This window comes from Lysinibacillus sp. Bpr_S20, from assembly GCF_023337835.1.
GTDB lineage: Bacteria > Bacillota > Bacilli > Bacillales_A > Planococcaceae > Lysinibacillus.
This window is the reverse complement of record NZ_JALNLQ010000003.1, coordinates 19,701-38,799: the sequence shown is the minus strand read 5'-3', so window position 1 is coordinate 38,799 and position 19,099 is coordinate 19,701. Positions and strand designations below refer to the sequence as shown.

The following is a 19,099-nucleotide window of genomic DNA, read 5'->3' as shown; positions in this document are numbered from 1 at the left end:
TTTAAAGTTGAGTCGACTAATTGATAAGGGAGCGTGATTGTTTAATAAGCGTCGCTGTTCTTCTTAAACTAACGAGTGCAAGAGTTAAAAAAGATGTTGCTGCGGCAGCATCTTTTTTTCTTATTGAGCTAACGGGGCAGTTTAGTGCAACAAGGAGTACCTTCAAAATTATGGGGATTTACAACGCTAAGTTAAGAAATGTGACCAAACGAGGGTTTGGGAACAATTTAATTACAATTTATGTCTATATTGAAAAAGGGAGAGCTTAATGTAAGGGGGATGGATTTTGAATAAAAGCAAAGTAGGGACAACTTTAGGATTCTTATCTATATTGCCTGCGATAGTAAGTGTTATTTTTTACTATACAGAAAGAGGTCCGAATGCTGATATTTACTTAATAATTAATATTTCAGGGGTTTTATCCATTATAGGTATTATACTTTCTGTAATATCTTTATGGATGTCTAAAGGACGCATAAGTAAATTATTAATCGGATTAATCGGGTTAATCGCAAATTTAGTGATTTTAGTTCTTGCGTTTCTATTATTATTAGCCATGGGAATTGGAGAAGCTTAATTAATGCTTCATGTATATGTTACTCAAAAAACGTTCCCAAACAAAAGGTTGGTAACATTTCAAACAGCGACAAATACTGATTTAACAGTGCTTGTCGCTGTTTTTATTAGAAAATAACGCTCTGAGACGCTGCGAAAAATAATTTTAAAGAAGACTGTTCGATTCACTTGTTCTGAATGGAGGGGAAGAGTAGTTCAACAAACGTTTGGATTATTTTGGTATAATTTGATTGAGTGATAATGAGGGGATTTTAGGGATTGGGATTTATTTTCTTTTTGGATAACGTGGACGTGATGAAAAGCTCACTTATAAAGGGGAAAATGAAGAAGAGATTATCTTAGTATTATTGAAGTAATTTGAATGGGGTATTTGCTTTTAGCTACTTATTCAATAAATGCATCTAAATCACGCCTTTATTTAAAATAAAAACCCCAAAATTTTGAAACTATTATATTTGTTATTTCGTACCATTTTCAAAGAATTATTATTAATTTCAAAGGAGAATTATGGATATCTTTAAAAAAATAATTGAGTTTCTTAACAAAATGAAAAAATTTGATATTTGGGGAGACAAAGATATGGAATTAACTGAGGAACAAATGAAGCATATACGAATCCAAAATCCGTATGGCATGATGGCGGTTGTTCTTAGTATATTGGCATTCCTTTTCCCACAATACGGTCTATCCATAATTACTTTGATTTTTTGTATACTAACCTACTTTACATTTGATAAGGAAAAAGAAGATAACCCTTGGCCATTTTATATTGGTATCTTAATTTCATTGATGGGATTATCGATGTTTTTTACAGGTGAAGTTCACAATGTCGTAGTTTGATCTTGTGATAATAAAATAACACTCTGAGACGCTGCGAAAAATAATTTTAAAGAAGACTGATCGATCCACTTGTTCTGAATGGCGGTAACATATAAATAGAATCTCAATGAAATGTACCCAAAGGACACTTTGGGACTTTAAAAGCCTTTTTCCAATCATTTCGGATAAAGGCTTTTGTTGACTATTAATCTACTTCTTTTAATAAACTTTCAATTTTCCCTACTCGTTCATTTAATTCATCCACTTGTTTTTGTAAATTAAATGTTTGCTGTTTTTCAACATTTAATCGTTCCTCTGCACGTTTAACGTTATTCTTATACGCTCTGTAAAATAAAACTACTAAAAAAATTGGAACTACCATAAATCCTAACATAATAATTGTTGCTACTGTATCTCCTGCATTTACACCTGTCGCACCATGAGACATTGATTTAATCCTCCATCTTCTTATTTTTTTTGAGAGTAAGCGTTGGTTCTAACTTTGAAATAAGCTCCTCATTTAACTGTAATTTAAAAGAATTTAGCATATAGTATTTCGCAGCTTTACCACTCTTTAGTAATTCCATATCACTTGAAACAAGATTTGCTTCTTCAAGCTTTTGTAAATGCAAATACAAAAGGGGTCTGCTCATACCAAGCTCTCTAGCAAGCTGACTAACGTACTGTTTACCATTAGACAAAATGCTAATAATTCTTAATCTATGAGGATTAGATAAAGCTTCCAAAAACAAAAGTAATTCATCACCATTATTAATATGTTTCATATGTAATAAATTTATTACATATTACTTGTTTTGTAAATATAAGTAAATACATAAACATTCAAAAAAACGTTCCCAAATACAAGTTTGGAGACGAACTCAAAGGCCGCTAATGTTGTTAAATCAACGTTTCGTGGCTTTTCTTATGAACATTATTTATACAGCTTTTTATACACTTTTGTTAAAAGTCAGTCATAGCATGGTTTGTAAGGTTGGGAGGAGTCATTATCTGAAAATACTGTAGTTTTATAAAAAAGATTGATCATTTAAAACAAAGTTCGATTATTTAAAATAAAGATTGATTGGGGTACCGCCAGCATTTTGGAAAAAACCCATGCTAAGCAAAAAATACAATGAGCCGCCCATATGGTCAGCTCATTTACATAATTATCGTTAGCGGAAGTCATTTTCCGAATGTTCTTTCGTTAATTTCTCAAGTGCTTTAACATAAGCATCTTTGTTTTCCTTACTTAACTCATAACCCGCCCTTTTCCAATATTCCCCATCTACACCTGATAAATGTGGCATACTTTTTAGTACAGCTTCTTGCATATTCGGTTTATCCTCTTTACTAGCGTCTTTAATAGTCTTTGTTCCTTTTCTTGCATCTGTTACCCCTAATTGTATGTCTTTGTGAATGTCTTTGTATTTATCAGGAACTTTTATATATTCCATATTGTCTAAAATCTCATCCATCTTGTTTGCTGTTTTTAAAATATCTTTTTCTTTTTCTTTGTCTTTCGTAGCTTTCATCGAGTTTACTATGAATAAATCCTTCAAGTATTGAAACTCTACTAATTGTTCACAAATATAATAGGGATACTGTTTCTCTGATATTACTGTTTTCATTGTTGATTTGCTTACCTGCTCAGTCTTAGGAGTAGACTCTTTATTTTCTACCGCACAACCTACTAATAATAGAATAGGTATTGCTAATGATACGAGTTTCGTTGCTTTCATTATGTATCCTCCTTTTAGAAAGTATTGTAATTAATTAACATATTGTACCACAACGTAAAATTCCGGGCCGCAAAAAACAGGATCCCGGCCCCAAACTCTTTGGAGATTGTGAAGAAATTTACTTAAACTAAAGGGGCAGGTTAGTTGAACAGTGTTGTTTAACTTGTATTCAACAATCGGGCCATATTCTTGAGGGACGTTTTTATACACTTTAAGGAAACATTTACCACTAAGTTTCGTTCTCTATATTGAGATTATGAATAATTCTATTTAAAGCAAAAAGGAAATTTAAGGGTTATAGAAAAACACTACGAGGTGAGTAAATGAGTGGAGATTATGGTGAAGTTCCAATAAAATGTACAGGTGTTGCAATTGTACTTTTAAAAAAGATTGAAAAAGAGTATAAAGTACTGTTATTGAAAAGGTCTACATCTGTATTAAATAATGTTTGGTGTTATATTGGCGGAGGTATCGAGGAAGGAGAAATGGCTTGGGAGTCTGCTGTAAGAGAGGTCAAAGAAGAAACAGGTATTTCAAAGATTTTATTATATACTACTAACAAATTTGATCAAATATTTTCACCAAAAGAAAATTATATTTATGTTGCACCTGTATTTGTTGGATATGTTGAAGAACAACAAGAAGTCACATTAAATTACGAACACAGCGAATATAAATGGTTATCGTTTAAAGAGGCAATTGCCACGGTTTCATTACCTGGAAATGATGAAGTCCTAATGTCTATTGAAAAACATTTTGTCATGAGAAATCCTTCCGAATATTTGCGTATTGAAAACTAATATTGGAGGTTTATGAATTTGAAAAGAATAATAACTATTATTTTTCTTTTTGCAACAATGTTTTTAGTTGCCTGTTATAGTGAAGATGAAAGGGAATTAACAAGAGTAGATTTTCAAAAGTTAAGTAAAGAAAGAAATTACGAAGAAGTTTTAATGATAACAGATAATGAAACGGTTGATTTATTAAAGAAAACAATCGAAAACATTAAATGGGAAGATACAGGGGTTAACATGGCTAGAAATCCAGATGTAAAAGCTACATTTTTTTACACTGATGATAAAAAGCCTGAAAGATTGAGGGAATTAGGAGTTTGGTTCAATGAAAATACTGGTACAGGAACAATTGCTAGCATTGATAAATACAAAAGTCACGGAGAACTAAATAATGATAATGCAAATACCTTAAAAAATATATTCTTAGTTGAATAACGATCCTGCACAATCGGGCGCGATTGTGCAAGAAGCGTCGCTGTTCTTATTAAGAATCTGTTTTGACCTTATTGTGTGGACTACTGTAATAGAAATAAACCTCTGGTAAATTTTTCTATTTATCTACCAAATCAAACTTTTCTGTGTTATCATTCTTAATAGACATAATTTTCAGTTATTTAAGATGCAGGGAGATGATGATTTGAGTATAAAAGCTTCTTATCAAGGAGTAGTTGAACTTAACATTGTACATTGGGAATCTATTGACAATTTAGGCGAAAAGATTACCGAAGTTAGAGACTCACAAAAAATTTATACAAATGACATAGTTGAAATACAACAAATTGTAGATTTTGGTCGAGTTACAGAAAGGTCTCATAGAATACTTATTATTTTTAACTTAAAAAGGGATTTAGATTATCTTGGAGAAAAAATAATTTTATGAGTCATTTTTCAACAAGAGGAACAACATCCTATCACACTTCAAACTATGGACTTGTGCGTAATATCATACACAAGTCCTTTTTGTTATGCTCCCTGCTCTTGATCAACGTTCATAAGAATTGGAAAGTAGCTCTGAGAACCTACCTGATAGCAACCCATGCAACCAAGTGTATGTCTAACTGATACTCGAGTCGTCTGAGCGCTGTCTGAGAGACTTAACAAAGCACATCAACTTAATGATGTGCTACCACAATCTCAACATACCTTGCTTTTAAGCTTACGCCTCCCAACTCCAACATTTAAAAATAAGGTGTGCTATTCCAAACAACTGATTATTAAGTTATTCAACTCCCATGAAAGAACTTAATCATCTTTCATTTTCTGTGGTGAAGTGTTGATTTTTGGCGCGTCATGGATGGCTAACGGCGAGGTTTAGTTGAACAAGCAATGTCAATTTAATTTTAATGAAGCTGGGAATACTACACCTAAAATACATTGAGGTGTTAGAAAATGACCAGATCTATTTCACTATTGTTGATTTCATTTTGTTTGTTTTTTTTCTTGACCATATATGCAACTGCAAACGATAAATCCAGTCCTTATGAAGAAATTTATCCTGAAATAGGTTACAAAACTGTGGAAGCTGCATTGGAAGATTTTGAACAGCATTTCAAACAAAAACTTAAGCTTCCGCTTAGGGTACCACCAATAAGCTTTACACATCATTTTGGTAGGTTTAATGATTTAGATGGCGATATTAATGACTCATTTGAAGTGACGTTTATAAATGATCAATTACCCGAAAATCATTATAAAATTAACGTTCGACCGATAAAGAATAATATTCCTTTAAGAGAGAAGTACGTGGTAAAAACCTTTGAATTAAAAAATGGAAGTGTAGCCACTTATATGACTATTTCAGGATTTAATGTACTTGTTTTCGAGAGAGATGATTGGCAGTATATGCTAAGTATTGATAAACGAGTATCAGATAAAGTTACTCCTGAAACCTTGATAGATATAGCCAATTCAATTGATTATTGATTCAAATTGGAGGTTATGTTATTCAACTAACAGGTGCGATTGTTCAATAAGAGCAGTCGCTTCTTGTGCAATAGGGCAGAAGATAAATTCATAATAAAAAAACAATGTTGCATGTCAGTACTTAGTCCATGATCACAACATTGTTTATTTTGAGTTCAGTTGAAGAAGGAGATGGTATAATTAAAAAATGCATATGATAAATATTCCAATTAATAATACATATAATGGCTAATTATCTGTAAAAACCTAATTTAACAAAAGGAGATATCATCTCTAAATTATTTAGTGGGCGAGAAATTAAAAAAAGGGACATTAATCGGAATTGTAATAGAAGATTGTAGCTTGGAGTTTAGAGATAACTAAATAAATACAAAGATTTGAAAATATTTACTTCTTTGAAACTGCAATTGCAGTTCAATTTATAATCTCCAGGTAGGATTCGAAAATGATTAGTATTAGGAATGATGGTATATACACCGAAGATAGGGGAATAAAAGTGGAAGCAATAATAGATCAAAGGAAATGGCATTGGCCCGACTATTTTCTATTTCTCATGCGTACGGTATGGTTTTCTTTTAATGGATACGCGATATTCGTTAGTACGATTGGTTCGGAAAAGTGGATTATTTTTTTATGGGCTAGTTGTTCTTATATCATACCCCATCTATTTTATCGGCCTGGGCTTATAAAGTTCCATTATTATTTAATGGCCGAGGTGTTGTTAACGGGGTCTTTGTTTATTTACTTATCAAGTCAGTATGATATATCAGTGACTTACAGTTTTTTACTTGTTCCTATCCTTACTCTTGCTTATGCTTGTCAAGTTAAGCCATTAATTTGGTTAGGACCTTTTGCCGTATCTGCTAGTACATGGGCAGGCAGTCTCTTCACTAATCAGGATTTCTTTAAACTCTTCATTGATACTACTATTTTTTATGGTATTGGGTTTTGCTTAGGAAGGATGACCATCGTCAATAAAGCAAATAAAGAGTTAATTGCCTCTATAGAGGAAAAAAATAAGGATTTGAAGTATTATTCAAAAAAAATTGAGGAACTGACGATAAAGGAAGAACGAAATAGAGTTTCACAAGATTTGCATGATACGGTAGGCCATATTTTCACATCGGTCATAACAAGCTTAGACGCCCTTCCTTTTCTATATCGGGCAGATCAAAAAGAAGCAGAAAAAAGTATAAAAGAGATTTCAGATTTAGCACGGAATGGCTTGAACGATGTGAGAAAGACAATTCACCATATGTCTCCAATGGACCATCAGACACTTGTTGAATCAGTGAAAGAATTGATTGCTGATTTTATGAAACATACATCAACAGATATACAACTGAGTGTCAAAGGGGAAGCGACCAAAGTCAGTGAAAGAGTAAAGTTTGCCATTATTCGTTGTATCCAAGAAGGACTTACAAATGCGAAAAGACATGGTCAGGCTACTTTTATTAAAGTAAATATTTCGTTTGAACTAGAAGAATTGATCGTTCTTATCGAAGATAATGGAAAGGGTTGTCATAAATTAAATTTAGGATTTGGCTTACGCTCCATGAAAGATCGAATATCGGAATTAGCGGGTACGGTTAACTTTGATTTTAAATTGAATAATGGTATGAGGATCACGTGTAACATACCTATGGCAAAGGAAGTTTAATGATCATGATTAAAGCAGCAATCGTTGAAGATCAAGAGATTCTAAGAAAAAGTTTAAAAATTGTGATTGAAAATATTTCTGACATTGAGATTGTTGGAACTGCAGAAAATGGAGAAGAGGCAATTGCTTTATGCGAAAGAGAAAACTTTGATATTCTTTTAATGGATATTCAAATGCCGGTGATGGATGGGGTTAAGGCAACAGAAGAAATAAAAAAACGTTGGCCCAATATAAAAGTGATCATCCTTACTACTTTTCAAGATGTCACTCATGTGTTGAATGCCTTAAATGCTGGTGCAGAGGGTTATATATTAAAGGCTGTTGATCCAGAATATTTAGTTCAGGGAATTAAAATGGTGTATTACGGAGGCTCCCTCATTCCTCAACAATTAGCAAAAGAGGTGTTTGGTCAAATACAATTAAAAAATAACTCACACACGGATCAAGACCATAACTCTATGATTCATCCCTATGATTTAAATAATCAAGAAATAAAAGTTCTCAAATGTTTAACCCAAGGATTGTCCAATAAAGACATTACAGAAAAAATGTTTCTTTCTATGGGAACTGTGAAAAACTATGTTTCTACCATTTATTCGAAATTGAATGTAAAAAACAGATCTTCCGCTATTACTAAAGCAATGGAAGAGAGTCTTATAGAAGATAAGAAATATTAAATAAGAAAGCGTAGATGAAGTTAAATTGACTTTGTCTATGCTCTTTTTTTGATTGCGGCCCCTTATTTTAAAATATTAGCCAAAAGTCATAATTTGTCGTTTTATTTATAAATATTTATGACTTATTAGTGACTTACCGGCACTACAATATATTACTTTTTAATTGTAGTGTATTGGGTAAGGAGGGATTAGATGAAAAACTTAAAGAGATTAATAAAATATGTCGGTGTATTCATTATTATAATACTGGTAATCGCACTTTTCAGGCCCACATGGACTTCGAATATAAAAGGGGATAACAGTATTAGCGTCTTAGAACAAGTTAAGATCAACGGTACCAAACAGCAAATCATGATTCGAGGTCGTGATCAAAATAACCCGGTCATTATTTATGTACATGGGGGACCGGGTTGTTCCGAAATACCTTATGCTGCTAAGTTCCAAGACTTATTAGAAAAGGATTTTACAGTCGTTCATTACGATCAAAGAGGAAGCGGCAAATCGTATCATTTTAATGAGGATTATTCTAAATTAACGGCAGATGTACTTGTAGATGATTTATTAGAACTTACGGACAATATTTCGAAACGATTTGGCAAAGAGAAAGTGATCTTAATGGGTCATTCTTACGGCACATACTTAGGAACAATGGCTGCTTATAAAGCTCCAGAAAAATATGAAGCCTATATTGGGATTGGTCAGATGAGTAATATGCAAGAAAGTGAAATAGATAATTTGAATAATATGATAAGTGAAGCGAAAAAAGCCGGAAATACAGAAGATGTGAAGTACTTAGAGGGGGTCGCTGAAAAAATACATGCTGGAGAGGCAGTGACTCCAAGAGGTTATGTGTATAAGTACGGCGGCGCTACAAGACTTATTAATATGTCGGATGGCGATATACTATTAAGTCGTGAATATAATTTGTTGGATTTTATTCGCTATAACAATGGAGCTGCTAATTCACAAGAACCGCTTGTAAAAGAAACCTTGGATAAGCCGCTATCTAAGATCGTTACCAAACTTGAGTTACCATTTTATTTTGTAATGGGTAAATACGACGCAATGACTTCATCGAATGCAGCAAAAAAGTATTTTGATATGCTTGAAGCGGATCAAAAGGGGTTCATTTCTTTTGAAGAGTCAGCTCATTATCCACAATTTGAAGAGAAGGAAAAATTTTATAACTGGATGTGCGACACATTTAAATAGGGTGGCTTTTTTCTTACATTGATGGATAGTTTATTAAATATTACTAAACAACAACAGTAACAAATGCAATCTTTTAAAAAAGTAATAACATTAAAGGAAAACCAACGTTATAGTCAAAAACATTGGTTTTTTTTATGCAGTGAAATCAAGAGTATTGAGTGAAATTTAATCAAACAATTTTAAACCAACATAATTTAAGGTCTTTTGTCGGCGTTCGGTACTTCGAATGTGTGCATCAAAAGAATCTTTTTTATTACAAGAAAGGGTTCACATCTTAGAATAAAAAAGGTGGGTGAAATAGGAAAAACCGGCAAAGAAGATTGCCGGTTAGGGAAGATATTTCACTATTTCATACTGTTATTATTTCCAAATCGACCAGAAGCTTGTTTTTTGTTTGCCTCTGCTTGTTGGATTTGTTGTTTGATTTGATTAACATCAGTCTCATTCCCGAATTCTTCGTTCATTGAGTGCTTTGTACCAGAAGCTTGTTTTTTGTTTGCTTCGGCTTGTTGGATTTGTTGTCTAATTTGATTAACATCAGTCTCATTCCCAAATTCTGCGTTCAACGAGTTCATTGCATTTGGGGCTTTTTGGTTAAAGTTTTGGTTGTTATTATTCATGGATTTCACCTCCTGAAATTAGTCTGTACAGAAGATGCTTTATTATTCGTAGATATTTCTAATGAAGTACCAAGCATGAATTACCAGCTAATTTTACCTGTAGATCATGTTACTAAGAAAACTTCGCTCTAAAAAAATCATAAAATCCCATGTTCATTGGAATAGCCCAAATAATGAATCCTAAAAGGACAACAGGTACCAAAAGAGTTTTAAATACTTTAGGTGAAAGAGTCTTTACGAATAGTAAAACGTAGATTCTCACACATACTACAATAACAACTAGTAAGACCATCATCGAAGGTAAAAAATATAACAAACCTGTTCCTTTTGCTAACCATGAAAATATATCCATAACATTACCTCGTAGATTTTATTAATGGAACAGTTACAGCCAAAGTTTAAAGCGAACCAGATGCTAAACTTATGGCTTGTCTTTAGAGTTTCCACTTATTATCGCCATACTTGTTCATCTTTTCTTATATGAACATTTTTAAACATGGATAGTATGGGTGAAATAAGGAAAAGAATTCATTTAATCGAAGTGACCCTTAGAAGGAAATAGGGGTGCAAAGTATTTTTACTTTACATAATATTACTTGGAAGTTGTGTTTATATAGTTTTTCAATTTGATAAAGAATCCTTTGTTGGGTTCGGTACACTGAGTGCTTGCAGTCAATAAGTAAGCTACGAATCTAAAACACTTGGTAATCATCATCGATCATCTCATGGTGAAACGGTTGCGTGGTTGAACTGAATGAGGATATAAAAGAAGGCATTTGACTTGCAAAGGTTATGTTAAAAAACTAATATTTGAAAGTTGTTAGAAGTGTTTTACTATGTATAATAACTTGACAGAATTCTATAAGGGGAGTAGTATACAATAGCTACGTGAAAAGCTAATGTGAAGTAACACTTTTTAAACGTAATACTTTTGAATCATAGTTAATATATAGCTAGATTTAAATTAAACTTCTTTTAGTGGGTGTGTTCAAATGCCCTCATAAGGAACTCAGTCCAATATTGCCATGTTCTATGGCGCAATGAGTGATTGACCAGCATGTACTGGCCTGAAGCCTCCGGACGGAATTATACCGAGGCATAATTAATTAAGTAAAAAGTAGGTGCAAAAATGAAAAATTTATTAAATAAAAAAGATGCCCTATTAAACAAATTTTTAGGGATATATATAGTTGCTGTTTTAATGTTATGGATTAAAACATACATCACGCAAAAAGCACAATTTGAACTGGGCGTAGAAGGAGTGCTTCAACAATTCCTTTTACTATTAAATCCACTAGGTTCAGCAATGCTATTCCTAGGATTTTCGTTTTTATTTAGAGGAAAGAGAAAATATACATCACTAGTTATAGTTTACACGCTGATGTCTATTGTTTTATATGCCAATATTGTTTATTACCGATTCTTTAGTGATTTCATTACATTACCTACAGTTACCCAAACGCAGAACTTCGGTGATTTAGGCGGTAGTGTTCTTTCTTTATTAAAGCCTTATGATATCTTGTTCTTCGTAGATGTATTTGTAATGTTTTACCTACGATTCTCAAGAAAAATACAAAAAGAAACTAATCGTTTTGGCAATAAAAAAGCAATCGCAATCATTGCCTTTGCATTAGGAATTTCAATCTTGAATTTAGGACTTGCTGAAGCGGACCGTCCACAACTATTATCACGTGGTTTTGATAGAAACTATATTGTGAAATATCTAGGAATGTATAACTATACGATTTATGATTCAGTAGAAACGATGAAAGCATCTTCACAGAGAGCTTTGGCGGATAGTAGTGATATTACAGAAGTGCTGAACTATACAAAATCCAACTACGCAAAACCTAACGCGGAGTACTTTGGTAAAGCAAAAGGAATGAACGTTATCTATTTACATTTAGAATCATTCCAAAACTTCCTGATCAACTATAAATTAAACGGTGAAGAAGTTACACCATTTTTAAATTCATTAACAAAAGATAAGAATACATTGTATTTTGATAATTTCTTCCATCAAACTGGTCAAGGTAAAACTTCTGATGCAGAATTTATGCTAGAAAATTCTTTATTCGGGTTACCACAAGGGTCTGCTTATATAACAAAAGCACAAAATACGTACCAAGCAGCTCCTAGCATTTTAAAAGATCATGGTTATACATCTGCTGTATTCCATGGTAATAACGGAAGCTTCTGGAATCGAAATGAGATTTATAAATCATTTGGATTTGAGCACTTCTTCGATGCTAGTTATTATGACACGAATTCTTCAGAAAACATGGCTGAATATGGTTTGTTAGATAAACCATTCTTTAAACAGTCTGAAAGTCTTTTAAGTTCGTTACCACAACCTTTCTATACGAAATTAATTACGGTAGGGAACCACTATCCATATAAAATGGATCAAGACTTAGTAACAATTGATAAAGCTAATACTGGAGATGCAAGTGTCGATAATTATTTCCAAACAGCACGTTATGCAGATGAAGCAATCGAACAGGTCTTCAATCAATTAAAAGAATCAGGCTTATATGATAATTCGATGATTGTTCTTTATGGTGACCATTATGGTATTTCAGATAACCATAATAAAGCGATGGAACAAATCATTGGAAAAGAAATTACACCGTATGAAAGTGCTAATTTACAACGCGTACCATTATTTATACATGTTCCAGGAATGCAAGGTGGAACCAACCATACTTATGGTGGCCAAACAGACCTTCTTCCAACATTATTACATTTACTAGGAATTGATACGCAAAAATTTGTTCAATTTGGTTCCGACTTATTATCAAAAGAACATGATGAAGTTGTACCATTTAGAAATGGCGGTTTTGTCAGCCCTACGATTTATTCAATTAATGAAAAATATTATGATAATCAAACAGGTTTACTACTAGATGATAGTCAATTAGAGTTTGCGAAAACTATCAAAGATAAAGTAGATCGTAAATTACAATTATCTGATAAAGTCGTGAATGGTGACTTATTGAGATTCTATACGCCAACAGATTATACTCCGGTTGATCGTTCGAAGTATAATTACTCCAAAGATGTGAATTAGAATCTAATTAAATATTGCAATTTGCAAGGCAGTTCAAGAATACGTGTTTGATATCAAAGAGTTTTTATCCGATTGCTCTATGGTATCTTACCGTAATCTGGAATTGCCTTTTTATATATTTTAAAAGCAAAATCGGAAAGTTTCACATCAGAAAAGCGCTAGAAATCAACGTTTCTAAAATTGATTTCTAGCGCTTTTTAAGGTTTGACCAGTTTTATCTAAAAAGTTTTAGTGTGTTGGATGTTCTTATCGTTTTTAGCGACAGTTTGTTTGGATTCCATTTTAACTAATGAACAATGCATATTTAACGTCAAAAATAGCAAATACGTTATTATGTATAACAAACTTATTTAGAGAGTCTAATATGGAAGCAGAGGTATTGTTAGAAATAGTATATTTAAAAGATTGTTCATTTAATAGTGATATGCCAAAATCAAACTTTACATATATTCAATTTTATGTTAAATTACTCAATAATAAATTTGATTAAGGGAGGTGCAAGCAATGTTAACTGTTTTTAGAATTCTTTTTGGTAAAAATGTAAAACTTGGAAATGGTTTGGCGGACAAAGGGAGTAGTCTGTCCTTTTTTAAGTTATACAACCATACAAAACAGTTATCGGAGCTTTGCCTCTATGCCAATTAAATGACAAGGTAATGACTTAAAGTCCTTATTTATTTGAGCATATTTTTTATTTAAGATAGGCGCCGATAATTTTATTGGTGCTTTTTTATTTTAAGTTAAGCACCGATAATTCTATTGGTGCTTTTTTGTGTTTATTTTTAGCTTAAAGGATAGACAACTCCTTTCTATTTACTCCTATAAAACTAGAGAGTTCTAAGGAAGGATGAAAATGATGCAATTAAAACAAAGCAATAAGTATATAAGAATACAAGATTTCTTAAGGGAACACAATTACCCTAATTTTAGAATGAGACAAATATTGAATGCCATTTTTAAAGAAAGAATTGATAAGTTCCATGAAATGAATGTACTTCCTAAATTGTTAAGAGAGAAATTAGTTGAAGAATTTGGGGAGTCTATTTTAGATGTTATTCCTTTAAAGGAGCAACATTCTGAGCAGGTTTCAAAAGTTTTATTTGGAATTTCAGGAAACGAAAAAATAGAAACGGTAAATATGAAATATAAAGCTGGCTGGGAGTCATTTTGTATATCCTCTCAGTGCGGTTGTAATTTTGGGTGTAAATTTTGTGCAACTGGAGATATAGGTTTAAAACGCAACTTAACGTCAGATGAAATTACTGACCAAATTTTGTATTTTCACTTAAAAGGACATTCGATTGATAGTATTTCTTTTATGGGAATGGGAGAAGCATTAGCGAACGTGCAAGTTTTTGATGCTTTAAATGTACTGACAAATCCAGAGTTGTTTGCTTTAAGTCCTCGCAGATTATCTATTTCGACTATAGGTATTATTCCGGGCATAAAAAAAATGACTCAAAACTATCCGCAGGTCAACCTGACGTTTTCATTACATTCTCCTTTTAATGAACAGCGAAGCAAGTTAATGCCAATTAATGAACACTACCCATTATTGGATGTAATGGATACATTAGATGAGCATATACGTGTGACCTCAAGAAAAGTTTATATTGCTTATATTATGTTGCCAGGAGTTAATGATTCTATTAACCATGCAAAAGAAGTAGTAAACCTTTTAAGAAGTAGATATAAAAGAGGGAGTTTGTTCCATGTAAACATCATTAGATATAACCCAACTGTTAGTTCACCTATGAGGTTTGAGGAAGCAAATGAACATCAAGTTGTAAATTTCTATAAAGAATTAAAGTCAGCAGGAATTAACGTTACCATTAGAAGTCAATTTGGCATTGATATAGATGCTGCTTGTGGGCAATTGTATGGAAACTATCAAAAAAATATAACCAATAAATAAAGGTGAGAGTAATGTTTAGAACGTGGGAAGTACCCTAAGAGATATTACGAACAATAAATAAAAATTAGTAGGAGGATATTATGATAAAAGGAATCTTAGGAAGAAAAATAGGCATGACTCAAGTGTTTAGTGATAGTGGAGATCCTATAGTTGTGACAGTTGTTGAAGTGGAAGAAAATGTTGTGTTACAGAAGAAAACGTTGGAAAGTGACGGATACGATGCAATCCAAATTGGATTTTCTGATAAGAAAAATCCAAACAAAGCGGAAATAGGAAGAAGTCAAAAGGCAAATACCAATCCTAAAAGATATGTTAAAGAAATTCGTGGAGCATCATTAGATGTTGGAAAACGTATTAGTGCAGATATATTCCAAGAAGGCGACTTAGTGGATGTTACCGGGATATCTAAAGGAAAAGGGTTCCAAGGTGTCATTAAAAGGCATGGATTAAGTGGAGGTCCTGCATCTCACGGTTCAAGATTCCATCGAGCTCCTGGTTCCATCGGTGTAGTCGCCAAAAATGATGGCATGAAAGTAATCAAAGGAAAAAAAATGCCCGGACGAATGGGTGGAAAACAAACCACTATTCAAAATCTTACAATCATAAAGGTTGATAGGGAACGCAACTTATTGTTAATTAAAGGGAATATTCCTGGACCAAAAAAGTCGTTTGTAATAATAGAAACTGCAATTAAAAAATTGAATGAAAAATGGTGATGATTAGTGTTAAACAAAAAGAATAATACTAGCCAAAGTATTGGTAGAGATAATGTAGTCATTACGGATTTTTTGATGTTGACTGACAATAATAATATTAAACTACCGTTCATAGTGGCAAGGGTTAACGATTATGAAATAACTTTAAACTATTTAAATATTGAGCTGATGAACGACCTGATGTTGGGCATCATACCTTCTGAAATGTCTTCATCAGACCTTCTTGAGAGTTATTATTGTGCTCTTGAATCAATCATTGAACATGAGCTTATTGTACAAAAAATGAATGAGGATAGAAGTATTTCTGAATGGGAACCTGATAAAGAACAAATTACGGATTGTATGCAAGAATTATTTGACGAGTTTGGAATTGATGTATCAGAGGAATACTCTAAACAGGAGATTGAAGAATTAGTAGTGCAAGAATTGCGCATGCAACGCTTTATTGATAATCAGTTGGGAGATACTCGTGTATCCAAGGAAGAGATTGAATACGAATACCAAAATTCACCTGAAAATGGGGAAATGCAAATGGAATACATTCGTGTTATTCTTGAATATGAAAAGCTAGAAGAGAAATATAAGGCTTTTGTTCTCGACTTGAAAAAAGCAGCGTCAATTGAAACTTATTATGATTTCACTTATTTAAAATAGAGTATCTTCCTAAGCCTTAACTACATTCTATTGAAGACTAGTAGATCCCCTTTAAGTAAACAATGAACCTACAGTAAGTAGATAACATTTTATTTAAAGGGGATTTTTTAAAACGCCCTACAAGTAATCCAGACTATTAAAAATTAGAATGATTCCAACAATACACATTATCCAAGAAAGGGCTGACCCTGTATTATTTGCTAGTTTCACTCGAAGTTTCTTCAGAGGTTTATGCATCCTCCAACCAAACAGGAGGTAAAAGAGAAGCAGCAAGAGGGAAGGCATCACCATGATCAAATTGTATCCAGCTAAAATAGAAGACCACTCCATCCATGATAGATTAGAAGTAGTCATTATTCCAATTGCTGCAAAATAAGGAAATGCCATACCTACTTCGATTAATGAAGTAGTGAATCCTAGAGCCACAATTGAAAGAATGCTTTTTGATTTTGGAGAAGGCAGTTCTGAATTTCTCTTTGCTGGAACATAAAAACTTGCGATGAACAAAAGTACTCCAATAATAAAGATTATCCAGCTTACAATTCGATTTTGAAATAAGCCAGAAATAATCTCGAACAAAAACCCTAATCCTAACATAAGTGAAACTCCAACAGCAAAATAAAATCCTGCAACCGTCAATAAATAAATCAATAAACGTTTGGTTTGTTGCTCTTTATCTGTTAAAAGTAGATAGACCGTTACCCCTAATGTAGCAGGGCTTAATGTATCCAGTAAAGCTAAACCTCCTATCAGGAGAAGTAGTTCTATACTCACCATTCTTTCCCCCTTATTCCGGTTGAGGATTATTCTTTTTAGCTATAAAAACTTCATATGCCTGGTTCAACAATTCAAGTACATCCTGATCAATCGGATATAATCCCAGTTTCTCTGACTGCTTTTGCGACATCCTTATTTCCCACAGCTTATCTAAAAATTCATCTTCACCATCAAATTCCTCTAAACGCTTTTCATCCATTCTTCTAATGATATTTTGAACTTTGCTTGATTTAGGACCGTCCTTCATATAACGCTTTAACTGACCTATCAGAGCAATCCATTCCAGTGAATCAGAACTGTCACTTGTCATATTGGGAACTTTTTCGAATAGCTTTATTTCTCGTTCTTTAAATATAGATTCTCTATAATTCTGCTGTATTTCTTTATCTTTACTGGATAATTGCATGAGCTTCTGAATTGCAACCCAGTTTTCTTCACCTTCTATAGCAATTCCATGTATCAATTCCCGTAAGGACTGCTCTATATTCTTTAGGTTTTCCTGTTCTTTTATGACAAAAGATAATTGGCTCTTTAGACTATCAGACCAATCCCATTCACTGGAAGCGAGCATGTTCATAATTTCATTTAAGCGAAATCCAATTTTTTTTAAAAATTGAATCTGCTGTAGTTTTTTTATTTCAGTATTCGTATATAAACGATGACCACCTTCTGTTTTGGATGGTGGCTTTAATAATCCGATTTTATCGTAGTGCCGCAGTGTTCTTACTGTAACACCTGTCAGCTCTGCCACTTTGTTAATGTGTATCAACTAATAAACCTACCTTTCTGTACGTTATACCTTTTGTTAACAACTGTTTTATTCATTCCGTTCTTATTCTTCTTTATTAAAAAGGGATTTAAGTAAGTACCCTGCTCCCAAGCCAATCAGTACACCAGGAAATGCATGATCTAGAGCCAGTCCAATCCCAGCACCTATAATGACACATCCATATATAATTATATCTCCCTGTTTCATCTAATCCTCCTTATTTTTCTAATTTATTTAGATATTTCAAAAAGTAGTTACTTAACAGTATACAAAATGACGTAACGTAAGCTTCAAGTTCTTTTTAAACTTTTATGAATTAATTTATAGAAGCCTTGAAACTGACGAGGGGTCACCTTTTATAATGGCATCAAAAGAGAGGAGTGGTGAATATGAAGAAATACTGTATGGTTATATCGGTTATTTTTACAATAATGTTTGTAAGTGCCTGTTCAGGAGGGGAGGAAAGAGAAGACATTCAAATAGCTTCCCTTAAAGATATAGATAGCATTTATATTGAAAATGGGAGCATCAATATAGATGTAGTATCAGCAGATATAGATGAATTGGAAGCAAACTTACTTTTATACGACAACGGGCCGGGAATTGTAATGGAGAAAGGGAAACGAAAATTAACGATTCGATTAAAAAGTGATATAAGCCGTCTGTTTAAAATCGACCGGATGCCTCATTTAGAAGTTCGAGTTCCTACTGAATTCAAAGGGGAAATCTTTGTTGATAGCACTTCTGGTAATGTCGTTGGTAAGGATCTGCAAATGCACGATCTTCAAGTTAGTGGTAGCAGTGGTAACGTAAAACTTGACTTCCTTGATTTTCATAGTGATGTTCACGTTACTACAACAAGTGGAAAAGTGGACATTTCATTGAATGAGGCTAAACCTAATGCCACGTTCCTACTTAAATCAAACAGTGGAAGACGTTCAGTCGGCATTGTATTAAAAGATAAACAACAAAGTAAAAAAGAAACAAAAGGAACATCTGGGAACGGAGATTATGAAGTGCAGCTAGAAACCTCTTCAGGAAATATAACATTGAAATAAATACAGATACTACTTCAAAGTTAATACCACTCCGAGAAGAAAGCACTGATCCAGGAGGGAGTTATAAAACAGTAGCGAAAGAATTAGAAATTGATCATTTAATGGTAGGGTGTTGGG

Annotated in this window: 21 protein-coding genes; 14 read left to right on the top strand and 7 right to left on the bottom strand. The window is 33.0% G+C overall.

The annotated features are described in order from the left end of the window. Window positions 1-286: 286 nt before the first annotated feature. Together MWJ95_RS07995 and MWJ95_RS07990 are read left to right on the top strand one after the other, a co-directional pair. The gene (locus tag MWJ95_RS07995) at window positions 287-577 is read left to right on the top strand and encodes a hypothetical protein (RefSeq protein ID WP_249074070.1); all 291 of its coding nucleotides are present in this window, start codon (window positions 287-289) and stop codon (window positions 575-577) included. Between the two features lie 506 nt (window positions 578-1,083). Continuing rightward, complete coding sequence (locus tag MWJ95_RS07990) at window positions 1,084-1,416, top strand: cell division protein FtsK (RefSeq protein ID WP_249074071.1); 333 nt, start codon at window positions 1,084-1,086, stop codon at window positions 1,414-1,416. Between the two features lie 184 nt (window positions 1,417-1,600). On the opposite strand, the gene MWJ95_RS07985 is transcribed toward MWJ95_RS07990, so the two are convergent. From MWJ95_RS07985 to MWJ95_RS07975, 3 genes are all read right to left on the bottom strand, one after another. Further along, window positions 1,601-1,843, bottom strand: coding sequence for a hypothetical protein (locus MWJ95_RS07985; protein WP_249074072.1), 243 nt, complete (start codon window positions 1,841-1,843; stop codon window positions 1,601-1,603). A gap of 4 nt (window positions 1,844-1,847) precedes the next feature. Continuing rightward, window positions 1,848-2,180, bottom strand: a complete 333-nt coding sequence (locus MWJ95_RS07980; RefSeq protein ID WP_249074073.1) for an ArsR/SmtB family transcription factor — start codon at window positions 2,178-2,180, stop codon at window positions 1,848-1,850. A 390-nt stretch (window positions 2,181-2,570) separates the two neighbouring features. Then, on the bottom strand, window positions 2,571-3,137 hold the full coding sequence (locus MWJ95_RS07975; RefSeq protein WP_249074074.1) for a DUF7018 domain-containing (lipo)protein: 567 nt from the start codon (window positions 3,135-3,137) through the stop codon (window positions 2,571-2,573). A gap of 323 nt (window positions 3,138-3,460) precedes the next feature. Between MWJ95_RS07975 and MWJ95_RS07970 the strand changes: the two genes are divergently transcribed. The 7 genes from MWJ95_RS07970 to MWJ95_RS07940 all read left to right on the top strand — a co-directional run bounded on the left by MWJ95_RS07970 (window position 3,461) and on the right by MWJ95_RS07940 (window position 9,403). Then, on the top strand, window positions 3,461-3,937 hold the full coding sequence (locus tag MWJ95_RS07970; protein WP_249074075.1) for an NUDIX hydrolase: 477 nt from the start codon (window positions 3,461-3,463) through the stop codon (window positions 3,935-3,937). Window positions 3,938-3,955: 18 nt separating this feature from the next. Then, window positions 3,956-4,366 (top strand): YhfM domain-containing protein, encoded by a 411-nt coding sequence (locus MWJ95_RS07965; protein WP_249074076.1) that lies wholly within the window; start codon window positions 3,956-3,958, stop codon window positions 4,364-4,366. 202 nt (window positions 4,367-4,568) lie between these two features. Then, entirely contained in the window at window positions 4,569-4,811 is a 243-nt protein-coding gene (locus MWJ95_RS07960; RefSeq protein ID WP_249074077.1) for a hypothetical protein, read from the top strand. A gap of 509 nt (window positions 4,812-5,320) precedes the next feature. Continuing rightward, window positions 5,321-5,854: a hypothetical protein gene (locus MWJ95_RS07955; RefSeq protein WP_249104939.1), complete on the top strand. Its 534-nt coding sequence runs from the start codon at window positions 5,321-5,323 to the stop codon at window positions 5,852-5,854. 496 nt (window positions 5,855-6,350) lie between these two features. Next, window positions 6,351-7,514 (top strand): sensor histidine kinase, encoded by a 1,164-nt coding sequence (locus MWJ95_RS24610; RefSeq protein ID WP_249074451.1) that lies wholly within the window; start codon window positions 6,351-6,353, stop codon window positions 7,512-7,514. Between the two features lie 5 nt (window positions 7,515-7,519). Next, window positions 7,520-8,191: a response regulator transcription factor gene (locus MWJ95_RS07945; protein WP_249074452.1), complete on the top strand. Its 672-nt coding sequence runs from the start codon at window positions 7,520-7,522 to the stop codon at window positions 8,189-8,191. A 192-nt stretch (window positions 8,192-8,383) separates the two neighbouring features. Continuing rightward, on the top strand, window positions 8,384-9,403 hold the full coding sequence (locus MWJ95_RS07940; RefSeq protein WP_249074453.1) for an alpha/beta hydrolase: 1,020 nt from the start codon (window positions 8,384-8,386) through the stop codon (window positions 9,401-9,403). Between the two features lie 344 nt (window positions 9,404-9,747). On the opposite strand, the gene MWJ95_RS07935 is transcribed toward MWJ95_RS07940, so the two are convergent. After that, window positions 9,748-10,023 (bottom strand): gamma-type small acid-soluble spore protein, encoded by a 276-nt coding sequence (locus MWJ95_RS07935; RefSeq protein WP_249074454.1) that lies wholly within the window; start codon window positions 10,021-10,023, stop codon window positions 9,748-9,750. Window positions 10,024-11,152: 1,129 nt separating this feature from the next. Here MWJ95_RS07935 and ltaS point away from each other — a divergent pair. The 4 genes from ltaS (at window position 11,153) to MWJ95_RS07915 (ending at window position 16,378) form a co-directional block, all read left to right on the top strand. Beyond that, on the top strand, window positions 11,153-13,093 hold the full coding sequence (ltaS, locus tag MWJ95_RS07930) for a lipoteichoic acid synthase (RefSeq protein WP_249074455.1): 1,941 nt from the start codon (window positions 11,153-11,155) through the stop codon (window positions 13,091-13,093). Between the two features lie 856 nt (window positions 13,094-13,949). Next, the gene (locus MWJ95_RS07925; RefSeq protein WP_249105549.1) at window positions 13,950-15,008 is read left to right on the top strand and encodes a Cfr family 23S rRNA (adenine(2503)-C(8))-methyltransferase; all 1,059 of its coding nucleotides are present in this window, start codon (window positions 13,950-13,952) and stop codon (window positions 15,006-15,008) included. A gap of 80 nt (window positions 15,009-15,088) precedes the next feature. Then, window positions 15,089-15,724, top strand: coding sequence for a 50S ribosomal protein L3 (gene rplC / locus MWJ95_RS07920; RefSeq protein WP_249074456.1), 636 nt, complete (start codon window positions 15,089-15,091; stop codon window positions 15,722-15,724). A gap of 6 nt (window positions 15,725-15,730) precedes the next feature. Then, window positions 15,731-16,378: a hypothetical protein gene (locus tag MWJ95_RS07915; RefSeq protein ID WP_249074457.1), complete on the top strand. Its 648-nt coding sequence runs from the start codon at window positions 15,731-15,733 to the stop codon at window positions 16,376-16,378. Between the two features lie 117 nt (window positions 16,379-16,495). Here MWJ95_RS07915 and MWJ95_RS07910 read toward each other — a convergent pair whose 3' ends face one another. The 3 genes from MWJ95_RS07910 to MWJ95_RS07900 all read right to left on the bottom strand — a co-directional run bounded on the left by MWJ95_RS07910 (window position 16,496) and on the right by MWJ95_RS07900 (window position 18,131). Further along, window positions 16,496-17,155, bottom strand: coding sequence for a GAP family protein (locus MWJ95_RS07910; protein WP_249074458.1), 660 nt, complete (start codon window positions 17,153-17,155; stop codon window positions 16,496-16,498). 10 nt (window positions 17,156-17,165) lie between these two features. Beyond that, window positions 17,166-17,924 (bottom strand): MerR family transcriptional regulator, encoded by a 759-nt coding sequence (locus tag MWJ95_RS07905; RefSeq protein WP_249074459.1) that lies wholly within the window; start codon window positions 17,922-17,924, stop codon window positions 17,166-17,168. A gap of 63 nt (window positions 17,925-17,987) precedes the next feature. Then, window positions 17,988-18,131, bottom strand: a complete 144-nt coding sequence (locus tag MWJ95_RS07900; protein ID WP_249074460.1) for a hypothetical protein — start codon at window positions 18,129-18,131, stop codon at window positions 17,988-17,990. Between the two features lie 182 nt (window positions 18,132-18,313). On the opposite strand from MWJ95_RS07900, the gene MWJ95_RS07895 reads away from it, so the two are divergent. Next, window positions 18,314-18,982, top strand: a complete 669-nt coding sequence (locus MWJ95_RS07895) for a DUF4097 family beta strand repeat-containing protein (protein WP_249104937.1) — start codon at window positions 18,314-18,316, stop codon at window positions 18,980-18,982. The last annotated feature ends 117 nt before the right edge of the window (window positions 18,983-19,099 follow it).